Below are 13,457 nucleotides of genomic sequence, written 5' to 3'. Positions count from 1 at the left end.
GGCCGGATCGGCCCTTGCCAGCTTAGGCGGGCAGCAGGCCGATGGCGACATCGGTCGGGCGCACCGGCGCGGGGAGCACCGTTTCGCCCATGAGGTACGTGTCGACCTCGGCGGCGGCCGCGCGGCCCTCGGCGATGGCCCACACGATGAGCGACTGCCCACGACCGGCGTCACCGGCGACGAACACGCCCGGCGTCGAGGTGGCATAGGTCGCGTCGCGCTCGACGTTGCCGCGGTTCGTGAAACGCGTGCCGAGCTGGTCGCCCAGGTGCTCGCGCTCAGGACCGGTGAAGCCCATCGCGATCAGCACCAGGTCGGCCGGGATCTCGCGCTCGGTGCCGCTCTTGGGCACACGGCGGCCGTCGACGTATTCGGTCTCGGCCACGCGCAGAGCGCGCACCTCGCCCGCGGCGTTGCCGAGGAACTCCACCGTCGAGGCGAGGAACGTGCGCTCCCCGCCCTCTTCGTGAGCGGATGCCATCTCGAAGAGGTTCGGCATCATCGGCCAGGGCTGCTCGGCCGGGCGCTCCGACGGCGGCTGCTTGCCGATCGCGAGGTTCGTCACGCTCAGCGCGCCCTGGCGGTGTGCCGTGCCGATGCAGTCCGCGCCGGTGTCGCCACCGCCGATGACGACGACGTGCTTGCCCTCGGCCGAGATCTGCTGGGGAACCTGGTCGCCCGCGACCGCCTTGTTGCCCTCGACGAGGTACTCCATGGCGAAGTGGACGCCGTCGAGGTCGCGCCCCGGGATGGGCAGGTCGCGCGGCACGGTCGAGCCTGTGGCGACGATGACCGCGTCGTAACGCGCCCGGAGGTCGCTCCACGAGATGTCCTTGCCGATCTCGACACCCGCGCGGAAGCGCGTGCCCTCGGCCTGCATCTGGCGAAGACGCAGCTCGAGGTGGCGCTTCTCCATCTTGAAGTCCGGGATGCCGTACCGCAGGAGCCCGCCGATCCGGTCGTCGCGCTCGTACACGGCGACCGTGTGTCCCGCGCGCGTCAGCTGCTGGGCCGCGGCCAGGCCGGCGGGGCCGGAGCCGACCACCGCCACCGTCTTGCCCGTCAGGCGCTCCGGCGGCTCGGGCTCGACCCAGCCGTTGCCGAACGCCTCGTCGATGATCGAGACCTCGACCTGCTTGATCGTGACCGCGGGCTGGTTGATGCCCAGCACGCAGGAGCTCTCGCACGGGGCGGGGCAGAGCCGACCCGTGAACTCCGGGAAGTTGTTGGTCGCGTGCAGGCGCTCGATCGCGGCGCGGCCCTCGCCACGCCACGTGAGGTCGTTCCACTCGGGGATCAGGTTGCCGAGCGGGCACCCCTTGTGGCAGAACGGGATGCCGCAGTCCATGCAGCGACCGGCCTGGCGCTTGATGACGGCCGAATCGCCCGGCTCGTACACCTCTTTCCAGTCCATGATGCGCACGGGTACGGGCCGGCGCTTGGGGAGCTCGCGCTCCGTGACCTTGAGAAAGCCCTTCGGGTCAGCCACCCGTCACCTCCAGAATGCGTGTCCAGACGACGTCGCCGTCGGGGTCGAGCCCCTCGGCCACCGCCTCCTGGCGGGTCTGCAGGACCGCGGCGTAGTCGCGCGGCAGAACCCGGACGAAATTGTGCACCTCGGCCTCGAAGTCGTCGAGCAGACGACGGGCCAACGTGGAATCGGTCTCCGCGACGTGCTTCTCGAGCAGGTCGCGGAGGATCTCGGCATCCCCGGATCCGAGTTCACCGAGAACGAGCTCACCTGATGCCAGGGCCTCGCGGTTCACCAGGTCGCGGTCGAGTCGGTAGACGTATGCCTGACCACCGGACATGCCTGCGCCGAGGTTGCGGCCCGTGGCGCCGAGGATCACGGCCAGACCACCGGTCATGTACTCGAGCGCGTGGTCTCCCACGCCCTCGACCACCGCAGTCGCGCCCGAGTTGCGGACGAGGAACCGCTCACCCACGACACCGTTGAGGAACATCTGCCCCTGGGTGGCGCCGTAGCCGATGACGTTTCCGGCGATGACGTTCTCGGACGCCGCGAACGTCGAACCACGATGCGGGCGCACGACGATCGTGCCTCCCGACAGGCCCTTGCCGACGTAGTCGTTCGAGTCGCCCTCGAGCCGCAGCGTGATGCCGGCGGGCATGAAGGCACCGAACGACTGCCCCGCCGAGCCGGTCAGACGGACGTCAATGGAGCCCTCGGGCAGTCCGTGCTCGCCGTGCACCTTGGTGACGTGGTGGCCGAGCATGGTCCCCACCGCACGAGCGGTGTTGCGGATGGGCAGATCGATCGTGACCTGACCGCCGCGGGCGATGACGTCCTGCGAGCGCTCGATGAGCTGCACGTCGAAGTGGTCCTCGAGCTCGTGGTCCTGGTTGCGACCGTGGCGACGCGGCTCATCGTCGGCGAAGCGCGGTCCCTCGAGGATCGGCGCGAGGTTGAGCCCGCGTGCCTTCCAGTGCTCGACCGCGCCGTTGACGTCGAGGAGCTCCGCGTGACCGACGATCTCGTCGATCGAGCGGTACCCGAGCGCGGCGAGGTATTCGCGCACCTCCTGGGCGATGAACTCCATGAAGTTGACGATGTACTCGGCCTTGCCGGTAAAGCGGGAGCGCAGCACGGGGTTCTGCGTCGCGACGCCCACGGGGCAGGTGTCGAGGTGGCACACGCGCATCATGATGCAGCCCGAGACCACGAGCGGAGCCGTGGCGAAACCGAACTCCTCGGCGCCGAGCAGCGCGCCGATGATGACGTCGCGGCCCGTCTTCATCTGACCGTCGACCTGCACCACGACGCGGTCGCGCATGCCGTTGAGCATGAGCGTCTGCTGCGTCTCGGCAAGCCCGAGCTCCCAGGGGGTACCCGCGTGCTTGAGCGAGTTCATCGGGCTCGCGCCCGTGCCGCCGTCCTGACCCGAGACCAGGATGACGTCGCTCAGCGCCTTCGCGACACCCGCCGCGACCGCGCCGATGCCCGACTGGCTCACCAGCTTGGTGTGGATGCGTGCCTTCGGGTTCGCGCGCTTCAGGTCGAAGATGAGCTGCTTGAGGTCTTCGATCGAGTAGATGTCGTGGTGCGGAGGGGGCGAGATGAGCCCGACACCGGCCGTCGCGTGACGCGTGCGCGCCACCCACGGGTACACCTTGGTCGGCGGCAGCTGACCGCCCTCGCCGGGCTTGGCGCCCTGGGCGAGCTTGATCTGGATGTCGTCCGCCTCGGTCAGGTAGAGGCTCGTCACGCCGAATCGCCCGGATGCCACCTGCTTGATGGCGCTGCGGCGCGCGGGGTCGAGCAGACGGTCGACGTCTTCTCCGCCCTCGCCCGTGTTCGACTTGCCGCCGATCTGGTTCATCGCGACGGCCAGGACCTCGTGCGCCTCTTTCGAGATCGAGCCGTAGCTCATGGCCCCGGTCGAGAAGCGCTTCACGATCGCCGACACGGGCTCGACCTCGTCGATCGGCACGGGCGGGCGGACCCCGGTGCGCAGCTCGAAGAGACCGCGGAGGGTTTTGAGCTCGTGCGCCTGGTCGTCGATCAGCTTCGTGTACTCGCGGAAGATGTCGTACCGGCGCTCGCGCGTCGCGTGCTGCAGACGGAACACCGTGTCGGGGTTGAACAGGTGCGGGGCACCGTCTCGTCGCCACTGGTACTCGCCGCCGGTCCAGAGGCGCTCGTGCGCGCGGGCCGCGGCATCTTCCGGGTAGGCGTACTCGTGGCGCGCCGCGTTCTCGGCCGCGATGACGTCGAGACCGACGCCGCCGAGCTTCGACTCGGTGCCGGTGAAGTACGCCTCGACGAACTCGCGCGACAGTCCCACCGCTTCGAACACCTGCGCGCCCGCGTACGACGACACGGTCGAGATGCCCATCTTCGACATGATCTTCAGCACGCCCTTGCCGAGCGCGTAGATCAGGTTCTTGACGGCCTTCTCGGGCGTGATGCCGGTGATGAAGCCCGCGCGCACGAGGTACTCGACGGTCTCCATCGCCAGGTACGGGTTGACCGCCGAGGCGCCGTAGCCGATCAGGGTCGCCACGTGGTGCACTTCGCGCACATCGCCGGCCTCGACCACGAGCCCGACCTTCATGCGGGTCTCTTTGCGGATGAGGTGGTGGTGCACGGCCGCGAGCATGAGCAGCGACGGGATGGGCGCGAGGTCCTTGTTCGAGTCACGGTCGCTGAGCACGATGAACTCGGCGCCGTCCTCGATGGCCTGGTCGACCTCGGTGCACATCTGCGTGAGCCGCTTCTGCAGCCCCTTGTGCCCCGCCTCGACGCGGTAAAGACCGCGGATGGTCACCGACGATCGACCCGGCAGCGCGGTGTCGATGTGCTGGATCTTCGCGAGCTCGTCGTTGTCGATGACCGGGAAGTCGAGGGTCACCGTGCGGGTGTGCTCGGGCCCCCAGTCGAGGAGGTTGCGCTCGGGACCGAGACCCAGCGACAGCGAGGTGACGACCTCTTCACGGATCGAGTCGAGCGGCGGGTTGGTGACCTGCGCGAACTGCTGGGTGAAGTAGTCGAACAGCAGGCGCGGGCGGTCGCTGAGCACGGCGACGGGGGCGTCGCTCCCCATGGCGCCGAGCGGCTCGGCGCCGCCCTGACCCATCGGCGTCAGCAGCAGACGGACTTCTTCCTCGGTGTAGCCGAAGGTGCGCTGTCGACGCGTGATGGACGCGATCGGGTGCACGATGTGCTCGCGCTCGGGCAGCTCGCTGAGCTTGACGCGACCGGCGTCCACCCACTCCTGCCAGGGCTCGAGCGCAGCGAGGTTCGCCTTGATCTCTTCGTCTTCGACGATGCGGCGCTCGGCCGTGTCGACGAGGAACATGCGACCGGGCTGCAGGCGTCCACGGCGCTTGATCCGCTCGGGGGCGAAGTCGAGCACGCCGGTCTCGGAACCGATGACGACGAGGCCGTCGGTGGTCTCGGTCCAGCGCCCCGGGCGCAGGCCGTTGCGGTCGAGCGTGGCGCCGACGAGCGTGCCGTCGGTGAAGATGAGCGCTGCGGGGCCGTCCCACGGCTCCATCTGCATCGAGTGGTAGTCGTAGAAGGCACGGAGATCGGGATCGATCGTCGCCTGCTTCTCGTACGCCTCGGGAACCATCATCATGATGGCGTGCGGGAGGCTGCGACCGGTGAGGGTCAGCAGCTCGAGGACCTCGTCGAAGGAGGCCGAGTCGCTCGCGCCCTCGGTGCAGATGGGCAGGAGAGGCCGCACGTCGCCGATCAGCTCGGACTCGAGCTGCGACTGGCGCGCGCGCATCCAGTTGCGGTTGCCCTTGACGGTGTTGATCTCGCCGTTGTGCGCGAGCATGCGCAAGGGCTGCGCGAGCGGCCACGACGGGAAGGTGTTCGTCGAGTAGCGGGAGTGCACCACCGCGAGCTCGGACGCGAAGCGCTCGTCCTGCAGGTCGGGGTAGAACGGCTCGAGCTGGAGCGTCGTGACCATGCCCTTGTACCCGAGCGTGCGGCTGGACAGCGACACGAAATAGGCGTCGAGCTCGTGACGGGCGCGCTTGCGCAGGCGGTACACGCGACGATCGAGCGCGATGCCCGAGAGAGCGGGCTGGTCGCCCGCGGCCGGCCGCGAGACGAACAGCTGCTCGAAAGCGGGGCGCGCCTCGAAGGCGAGCTTGCCCAGGTTGTCGGACTCGGTGGGCACCTCGCGCCAGCCGAGCACCTCGAGGTTCTCGTGACGGGCGATCTCTTCGATCCCCGACTTCATCGCGGCGCGCTCGTCGTGCCCGAGGGGAAGGAAGATCATTCCGGCGGCGTACTCCCCCACCGGCGGCAGGTCGAAGTCGACGACCTCGCGCAGGAAGGCATCCGGCATCTGCGTGAGGATGCCCGCGCCGTCGCCGGTGCCGGCGTCGGACCCGATGGCACCGCGGTGCTCGAGGTTGCGCAGTGCGGTCAGGGCCAGGTCGACGATGTCGTGTCCGGCCTCGCCGCGGAGAGTCGCGACCATGGCCAGGCCACAGGCGTCTTTCTCGAACGACGGGTCGTACATTCCCTGTCGGGCCGGGAACGAGCCTCCGACGGTGTCGGAACGCAGGCTGGAAGCCATATCAACCGTCCTCACGTTGATGCTTCGAATGGGACGACGTCGGCCCAGAGTGTTAGTTCGTGGCGGGGCTGCTTGTGGCGCTGGTGCCGACGGTGTCGCTCGTCGCGGGCGGCTCGCTCACGTCGACGAAGTCAGAGGGGTCGGTTGAGTCTACAGCCCCCGGAGCCTTGGATTCGCGCCCGGGTACGTAGGGCGAGGGTTCGAGGCCGTGGTGGCGGCGCGACTGGACGATGAAGATCACCAGACCGAGCACCACACCGAAGATCGCCGCCCACACGTTCGTGCGCAGACCGAGGATGATGTCGCTGGGGTCGACGCGGATCGACTCCCAGACGATGCGGCCCGCGCTGTACCACATGAGGTAGATCGCGAACTGCTTGCCCCACTGCAGGGTGAAGCGCTTGCCGACGTACAGGATGACGGCCGCGCCGAGGAGGTTCCAGGTGACCTCGTACAGGAACGTGGGGTGGAACAACGTGCCGGCCGGCAGGCCGACGGGGATCGCCGGGTTGCCCGGGGCGATCTCGAGGCCCCACGGCAGGTCGGTGGGCTGACCGAAGAGCTCCTGGTTGAACCAGTTGCCGAAGCGGCCCATCGCCTGCGCGATGATGAGGCCCGGGGCGAGGGCGTCGGCGAACGTCCAGAAGCGGATACCGCTCCACTTGCACCCGAGGATCGCGCCGATGGCGCCGCCGATGAGCGCGCCGTAGATGGCGATCCCGCCCTCCCAGATGGCCCAGACGGAGCCGGGCTGGGTGATGTTCCACGGGTTGGAGCCGGGGCCGAAGTAGAAGCCGGCGTGCGTGGCGACGTGGTAGATACGCGCGACGATGATGGCGAGCGGCACCGCCAGGAGGCAGATGTCGATGACGACCCACTTCTCCGCGCCGCGCCGCGTCAGCCGTGCGTTCGTGAGAAGCAGGGCGACGATGATGCCCGCGACGATGCACAGGGCATAGAAGTGGATGCGGAACGGACCGAGATCGACGTAGGAGATCGTCGGGCTCGGAATGCTGGCGAGCACGCCGGAGGCGGCGCTCGAGAGGGCGAACGTCATGCGAAAGAGTCTAGGCGCGCCGCGCGGTGCCCGCGGACAGCTCGCGTGCGAGGGTGGACAGACCCTCGACACCGCCGTCACGGAGCGCCTTCACCAGGGCGGTTCCGACGATCGCGCCGTCGGCGTACTCGACCACCCCGGCCACCTGAGCGGCATTGGAGATGCCGATACCGACACACGCGTGATCCGCGCCGTGCGCCCGCAGTCGTTCGACGAGTCGCCGGGCGGCGGCATCCAGTTCGGCCCGCTCCCCGGTGATCCCCATCGTCGAAACGGTGTAGACGAAACCCGTCGACGCCTCGACGATCATGCGGAGGCGTTCGTCGGTCGAGGTGGGGGCGGCGAGGAACACCCGGTCGAGGCCGGTTCGCTCGCTCGTGGCGATCCACGCGGCGGCGGCGTCGGGCGTGATGTCGGGGGTGATGAGCCCCGCTCCCCCGGCGGCGACGAGCTCGTCGGCGTAGCGGTCGACGCCGTACTGCTCGACGAGGTTCCAGTACGTCATGACCAGGATCGGGACATCGGTGCGTGCCGTGACCTCGCGGATGATCGTGAAGAGATCGCGCATGCGGAAGCCGTTGGCGAGGGCCGTCTGGGTCGCCTCCTGGATCACCAGACCGTCCATGACCGGGTCACTGTACGGAGGGCCGAGTTCGATGACGTCGGCGCCGGCCTCGGCCAGCGCGACGATGGCCTCGATGCTCGTGGCGACGTCGGGGAAGCCGGCGGGCAGGTAGGCGACGAACGCGCCGCGACCGTCGGTGTGGGCGGCTTCGATCGCCGCGGACACGCGCGAGGTCACAGCTCCACCCCTGCGCCGCTCGCGGCATCCGGGGCCGGCGTCACATCGACCGGCGAACCGGCGGCGGATGCCACGGTCTCGGCGCCGGCGGTCTGCGCCGGGCGGCCCTCGGGGGGAGGTGCGTGCTCGGCGTCGTAGAGATCGAAGTAGCGCGCGGCGGTGTCCATGTCTTTGTCGCCGCGACCGGAGAGGTTCACCGCGATGACGGCATCCGGACCCAGTTCGCGACCGACGCGCAGGGCTCCGGCCAGGGCGTGGGCCGACTCGATCGCCGGGATGATTCCCTCGGTGCGCGAGAGCAGACGCAGGGCCTGCATGGCCTCGTCGTCGGTCGCGGGGATGTACTGCGCACGGCCGATGTCGGCGAGCCACGCGTGCTCGGGACCCACGCCGGGGTAGTCGAGGCCCGCCGAGATCGAGTGCGACTCGGTGGTCTGGCCGTCTTCGTCCTGCAGCACGTACGTGCGGGCGCCGTGCAGGACGCCGGGACGACCCCGCTCGATGGATGCCGCGTGCTTGGGGGTGTCGACACCGTCGCCGGCTGCCTCGACGCCGTACAGCGCGACGCCCTCGTCGTCGAGGAAGGCGTCGAACATGCCGATCGCGTTGGATCCGCCGCCGACGCAGGCGAAGACGGCGTCGGGCAGGCGACCGATGCGCTCGAGGAACTCGGCGCGGGTCTCTTCGCCGATGATCTTCTGGAAGTCGCGGACCATCGCCGGGAAGGGGTGGGGTCCTGCGGCTGTGCCGAAGATGTAGTTGGTCGTCTCGACCGAGGCGACCCAGTCGCGGTACGCCTCGTTGATCGCGTCTTTCAGCGTGCGCGAGCCGGTCGTGACGGGAACGACCTCGGCGCCGAGCAGACGCATGCGCGCGACGTTGAGAGCCTGCCGCTCGGTGTCGACCTCGCCCATGTAGACGACGCAGTCGAGACCGAAAAGGGCGGCAGCCGTCGCGGTGGCGACGCCGTGCTGGCCGGCACCCGTCTCTGCGATCACGCGGGTCTTGCCGAGACGCTTGGTGAGCAGTGCCTGGCCGAGCACGTTGTTGATCTTGTGCGAGCCGGTGTGGTTCAGGTCTTCGCGCTTGAGGAAGACGCGCGCGCCACCCGCGTGCTCGGCGAAGCGCGGCACTTCGGTGAGCGCGGACGGACGGCCGGCGTAATCGTGCAGCAGGGCCCGCAGCTCGGCGTGGAACTCGGGGTCGGCCATCGCCGATTCGTAGACCGCGGTCAGCTCGTCGATCGCCGCGATGAGCGATTCGGGCATGTACCGGCCGCCGAAGTCGCCGAAGAACGGCCCCTTCTGGTCGCGCAGGCTGATGGTCATGACGTCTCCTGGAGGAACGCGCGGAGCGTGGCGACGGGGTCGCCCGTGACGAGGGCTTCGCCCACGAGCACCACATCGGCACCCGCGGCGCGGTAGTGGGCCACGTCGGCGGGTGCGAGCACCGCCGACTCCGCGATCTTGACGGCGTCGGCCGGGAATCGGTCGGCGAGCGAGCCGAACAGGTCACGGTCGAGCTGGAAGGTCGAAAGGTTGCGCGCGTTGACGCCGATGAGCTTCGCACCGAGGTCGGCGGCGCGTTCGAGCTCTTCCGCCGAGTGGGTCTCGACGAGAGCCGTCATGCCGAGATCGGTGACGAGGCCGTAGAGCTCGGTGAGGGTCTTCTGGTCGAGCGCGGCGACGATCAGGAGAGCGAGGTCGGCACCCGAGGCGCGGGCTTCCAGCACCTGGTACGGCGTGGCGATGAAGTCCTTGCGCAGGACGGGGACGCTGACGGCGGCCCGGACGGCCTCGAGGTCGGCGAGGCTGCCCTTGAACTTGCGCCCCTCGGTGAGCACCGAGATGGCCGATGCGCCGCCTTCTTCGTAGAGACGGGCCTGGCGGGCGGGATCGGGGATCGACGCGAGGTCGCCTCGCGACGGGCTCGCGCGCTTGACCTCGGCGATGATCTTGACCCGGTCGGCCGGCGCGAGCATCGCCAGAGCGTCTCGCGCGGGGGTCTGCGCGAGAGCGTCGCGCTCGACCTCGGCGAGGGAACGCGTCTCGGCGCGCTTCTCTGCGTCTTCTACCGCCCCGGCCGTGAGATCGGCCAGCACGGTCAGTGGGCCTTCGAGCTGGTCTTCGAGCCGTTCGCGCCGTATCCGGCCTTGCCCATGGCCCATCCGACGATCGCGCCGACGACGAGCAGACCCACCGAGGCCCACACGAGCACGGGCATGTCGAGCCAGAAGAAAAGCGTTCCGAGCGTGAACGCGAGCAGCATGATGATCACGGCCGTCCAGGCGGCGGGCGAGTGTCCGTGGCCGGGATCACCGATGGGGTTGCTCATGGGGCTCCTTACAGTCGCGCGCGGGCGCAGGGGAAAGCGTGAGGCCAGTCTATCGAAGCCGCGGGGTGGGGCTGGCGCGGTCGTCTCGATGTCGCGACGACCGCGCGACCGGATGCCGTGCCGTCAGGCGGAGTTCGTCGATGACACGCCGTGTGCGGATGCCGCGGACCCGCGTGTCGGCCGCGAACTCCGCGTGACGGCACGCGGCCGGACGGCCCCGCGACGTGTGCGGCCGAGGCCGGGCGAGCCGAGTGTCAGGCCGTCGGGTCGGCGCCGCGCGACAGGTCGTCCCACGAGTCGATCGCGTCGTGCGGGCGCGAGGCTTCCGCCGTGGAATCGCCGGTCGTGCGGTACTTCCGGCCCGCGTTCGACCCCCATCGACGCGCGGTGACGAGGGTGAAGACGGCGGCCGCGGCGAGCACGATCTGTGCAACCAGTGTGACGGCGGGCCAGGGGGTCAGCGACAGTACCGCGACGAGGTCGCCGACGGCATCCACTCCCGAGATCCCCGTGGCGTCGGTGACCGTCGCCGCGGTGGCGGACACGGGCGTCGCGAAGACGATCTGCGCGGCACCGAAGCCGGTCAGCGCGGCGATCGCGAGGCCGATCGCGCCGAAGACGTAGCGCACGACGGGGCCCGCGATCGACAGCGCGGCACCGAGCGCCAGCGCCGCCAGGCTCAAGGGCGTCAGGACGGGGAGGGCGTCCGAGCCCGGCACGGCGAGGGTCTGCTGAGCACCGTCGTCGAGGGTGACGTCGATCCAGGTCTGGGTCGATCCGATGACGCCGATCGCGCCCGCGAGGAGCATCGCGACGACGGCCAGCGAACGGGGACGCCGCATCAGCGCTCCCCCACGACCGGGTGCAGGTCGTCGGCGTCGAAGCAGGTGTGGTCGCCGGTGTGACACGCCGCGCCGACCTGGTCGACCTCGATGAGGAGCGTGTCGCCGTCGCAGTCGAGACGCGCACCCTTGACGATCTGGATGTGACCGGACGTGTCGCCCTTGCGCCAGTACTCCTGACGCGAGCGCGACCAGAAGGTCACGCGGCCGGTGGTGAGCGTGCGGTTCAGGGCCTCGGCATCCATCCACCCCATCATCAGCACCTCGCGGGAGTCGAACTGCTGGATGACCGCGGGGACGAGGCCGTCGGCGTTGTACGTGACGCGGTCGACGCTCATCGGCGCACCTCGATTCCTTCGGCGGCCATGGCCTCTTTCACCTGTCCGACGGTGAGCTGGCCGGAGTGGAAAACGGATGCCGCGAGCACGGCGTCGGCACCGGCTTGCACCGCGGGGGCGAAGTGCTCCAGGGCACCCGCGCCGCCCGATGCGATGACCGGGACCGCTGCGACCTGACGCATGAGACGCACGAGCTCGAGGTCGAAGCCTTGCTTCGTGCCGTCGGCGTCGATCGAGTTCACGAGCAGTTCGCCGGCACCGCGCTCGACGGCCTCGCGGGCCCAGTCGAGGGCGTCGAGGGTCGTCTCGGTGCGGCCGCCGTGGGTGGTGACGACGAATCCCGAGGGCGTGGATGCCGCGCGCTTGACGTCGAGCGACAGCACGATGACCTGCGCGCCGAAGCGGTCGGCGATCTCGTCGATCAGCGCGGGGCGGGCGATCGCGGCGGAGTTGACGCCGATCTTGTCGGCTCCGACGGCGAGGAGCCGGGCCACGTCGTCGGCCGAACGCACTCCCCCACCGACGGTCAGGGGGATGAAGACCTGTTCGGCGGTGCGGCGGACGACGTCGTACGTCGTGGCGCGCTCGTCGACCGTGGCGGTGACGTCGAGGAAGGTGACCTCGTCGGCGCCCTGATCGAAGTACAGCTTCGCCAGTTCGACCGGGTCGCCCATGTCGCGCAGGTCGAGGAAGTTCACGCCCTTCACGACGCGGCCTCCCGCGACGTCGAGGCACGGGATGACGCGGCGCGCGAGGGTCATCAGAGCCTCGCGGCGAGGATCTCGGTGACGAGGATCGCGCGCGCGCCGATCGCGTACAGCTCGTCCATGACACGGTTGACGTCGCGGCGCGGGCTCATCACGCGGACGGCGACCCACTCGGGGTCACGCAGCGGCGAGATCGTGGGCGACTCGAGACCGGGGGCAACGGCGATGGCCTGGTCGACGAGGTTCGCGGGCAGGTCGTAATCGACGAGCACGTACTTGCGCGCGGCGAGCACGCCGCGCAGACGGCGCAGGAGCGTTTCGGTGCCCTCGGCCTCGTTCGGTCCGGAGATGAGCACGGCGTCGCTCTCGAGGAGCACCGGCCCGAAGATCTCGAGCCCCGCCTGGCGCAGCGTCGTTCCGGTCGAGACGACATCGGCTACGGCATCCGCCACTCCGAGCTGGACGGCGGACTCGACCGCGCCGTCGAGGGGCACGATGTCGACCGCGATGCCGCGCTCGTCGAGGAAGGCGTCGACGAGACCCGGATACGCGGTCGCGACGCGAAGGCCCTCGAGGTCCTGGACGTCGGTGAAGCGCCCGGGGCGGCCCGCGAAGCGGAAGGTGGAGCCGGCGAAGCCGAGCGACTCGACCTCTCGGGCGCCGGGCATACGGGCATCGAGCAGCAGGTCGCGACCCGTGATGCCGACGTCGAGGGCTCCGGAGCCCACGTAGGTCGCGATGTCACGGGGACGGAGGTAGAAGAACTCGACCTCGTTCACGGGGTCGACGGTGTAAAGGTCTTTCGAGTCGCGTCGTCCGGTGTATCCGGCCTCCGAGAGCATCTCGGCGGCGGTCTCGGCCAGCGACCCCTTGTTCGGCACGGCGATTCGCAGCATGACGGGGGCTTTCGTGGTTCGTGAGCGTGTGGGAGGCGGGAGCGGCTCAGAGATGTCGGTAGACGTCTTCGAGCGTCAGGCCCTTCGCAAGCATGAGCGTCTGCAGGTGGTAGAGCAGCTGCGAGATCTCCTCGGCCGCGGCGGCGTCGGACTCGTACTCGGCGGCCATCCACACCTCGGCGGCCTCTTCGACGATCTTCTTGCCGATGGCGTGCACGCCGGCGTCGAGCTGCGCGACCGTTCCCGACCCCTCGGGTCGCTCGACGGCCTTGGCGCTGAGTTCCGCGAACAGGTCGTCGAAGGTCTTCACGCTTCCAGGGTATCGGGTCGGCGGGGGTGGGGCCGTCCGCGGGCGGTTCGCCGGGTCGTGGCATCCGTCGGCGGGGTGTGTCTCGTGCGGCGCGGGAGGTCGGCGGGCGGTG

At 69.6% G+C, this 13,457-nt stretch carries 12 protein-coding genes; all 12 read right to left on the bottom strand.

The genetic code is table 11. The features are described 5' to 3' along the window. Positions 1-22 precede the first annotated feature (22 nt). Complete coding sequence (locus tag ACMW4R_RS14430) at positions 23-1,489, bottom strand: glutamate synthase subunit beta (RefSeq protein ID WP_058597757.1); 1,467 nt, start codon at positions 1,487-1,489, stop codon at positions 23-25. After that, entirely contained in the window at positions 1,482-6,059 is a 4,578-nt protein-coding gene (gene gltB / locus ACMW4R_RS14425; RefSeq protein ID WP_058627680.1) for a glutamate synthase large subunit, read from the bottom strand. The genes ACMW4R_RS14430 and gltB overlap by 8 nt, the downstream gene beginning before the upstream one ends. Before the next feature lie 52 nt (positions 6,060-6,111). After that, positions 6,112-7,116, bottom strand: coding sequence for a prolipoprotein diacylglyceryl transferase (gene lgt / locus ACMW4R_RS14420; protein WP_418300209.1), 1,005 nt, complete (start codon positions 7,114-7,116; stop codon positions 6,112-6,114). A gap of 10 nt (positions 7,117-7,126) precedes the next feature. Next, the gene (gene trpA / locus ACMW4R_RS14415; RefSeq protein WP_058627681.1) at positions 7,127-7,918 is read right to left on the bottom strand and encodes a tryptophan synthase subunit alpha; all 792 of its coding nucleotides are present in this window, start codon (positions 7,916-7,918) and stop codon (positions 7,127-7,129) included. Beyond that, entirely contained in the window at positions 7,915-9,240 is a 1,326-nt protein-coding gene (trpB, locus tag ACMW4R_RS14410; protein ID WP_418300271.1) for a tryptophan synthase subunit beta, read from the bottom strand. The genes trpA and trpB overlap by 4 nt, the downstream gene beginning before the upstream one ends. Positions 9,241-9,242: 2 nt before the next feature. Then, a complete protein-coding gene (gene trpC, locus ACMW4R_RS14405; protein WP_418300208.1) occupies positions 9,243-10,019 on the bottom strand; it encodes an indole-3-glycerol phosphate synthase TrpC in 777 nt (258 codons plus the stop codon). A 2-nt stretch (positions 10,020-10,021) separates the two neighbouring features. Further along, on the bottom strand, positions 10,022-10,252 hold the full coding sequence (locus ACMW4R_RS14400) for a DUF6704 family protein (RefSeq protein WP_058597763.1): 231 nt from the start codon (positions 10,250-10,252) through the stop codon (positions 10,022-10,024). A gap of 254 nt (positions 10,253-10,506) precedes the next feature. Further along, entirely contained in the window at positions 10,507-11,094 is a 588-nt protein-coding gene (locus ACMW4R_RS14395; protein ID WP_418300207.1) for a Trp biosynthesis-associated membrane protein, read from the bottom strand. After that, positions 11,094-11,432 (bottom strand): phosphoribosyl-AMP cyclohydrolase, encoded by a 339-nt coding sequence (gene hisI / locus ACMW4R_RS14390; RefSeq protein WP_058597766.1) that lies wholly within the window; start codon positions 11,430-11,432, stop codon positions 11,094-11,096. Before hisI ends, ACMW4R_RS14395 begins: the two co-directional genes overlap by 1 nt. Further along, a complete protein-coding gene (gene hisF, locus ACMW4R_RS14385) occupies positions 11,429-12,193 on the bottom strand; it encodes an imidazole glycerol phosphate synthase subunit HisF (RefSeq protein ID WP_058597767.1) in 765 nt (254 codons plus the stop codon). Before hisF ends, hisI begins: the two co-directional genes overlap by 4 nt. Continuing rightward, complete coding sequence (hisG, locus tag ACMW4R_RS14380; RefSeq protein ID WP_058597768.1) at positions 12,193-13,035, bottom strand: ATP phosphoribosyltransferase; 843 nt, start codon at positions 13,033-13,035, stop codon at positions 12,193-12,195. The genes hisF and hisG overlap by 1 nt, the downstream gene beginning before the upstream one ends. A 46-nt stretch (positions 13,036-13,081) precedes the next feature. Next, positions 13,082-13,345: a phosphoribosyl-ATP diphosphatase gene (locus tag ACMW4R_RS14375; protein ID WP_043361677.1), complete on the bottom strand. Its 264-nt coding sequence runs from the start codon at positions 13,343-13,345 to the stop codon at positions 13,082-13,084. Positions 13,346-13,457: the final 112 nt, after the last annotated feature.

The sequence above is a fragment of the Microbacterium sp. S1037 genome, assembly GCF_048381605.1.
In the GTDB taxonomy this organism is placed as follows: domain Bacteria; phylum Actinomycetota; class Actinomycetes; order Actinomycetales; family Microbacteriaceae; genus Microbacterium; species Microbacterium testaceum_B.
Note: the sequence above shows the minus strand (reverse complement) of the source record. Positions and strands in the feature narration are given on the sequence as shown.

Excerpts from the sequence above, each read along its gene's own strand:
- lgt (WP_418300209.1), bottom strand. The coding sequence starts at position 7,116 with ATGACGTTCGCCCTCTCGAGCGCCGCCTCCGGCGTGCTCGCCAGCATT.
- ACMW4R_RS14400 (WP_058597763.1), bottom strand. The coding sequence starts at position 10,252 with ATGAGCAACCCCATCGGTGATCCCGGCCACGGACACTCGCCCGCCGCC.
- hisG (WP_058597768.1), bottom strand. The coding sequence starts at position 13,035 with ATGCTGCGAATCGCCGTGCCGAACAAGGGGTCGCTGGCCGAGACCGCC.
- ACMW4R_RS14395 (WP_418300207.1), bottom strand. The coding sequence starts at position 11,094 with ATGCGGCGTCCCCGTTCGCTGGCCGTCGTCGCGATGCTCCTCGCGGGC.
- hisI (WP_058597766.1), bottom strand. The coding sequence starts at position 11,432 with ATGAGCGTCGACCGCGTCACGTACAACGCCGACGGCCTCGTCCCCGCG.
- gltB (WP_058627680.1), bottom strand. The coding sequence starts at position 6,059 with ATGGCTTCCAGCCTGCGTTCCGACACCGTCGGAGGCTCGTTCCCGGCC.
- hisF (WP_058597767.1), bottom strand. The coding sequence starts at position 12,193 with ATGACCCTCGCGCGCCGCGTCATCCCGTGCCTCGACGTCGCGGGAGGC.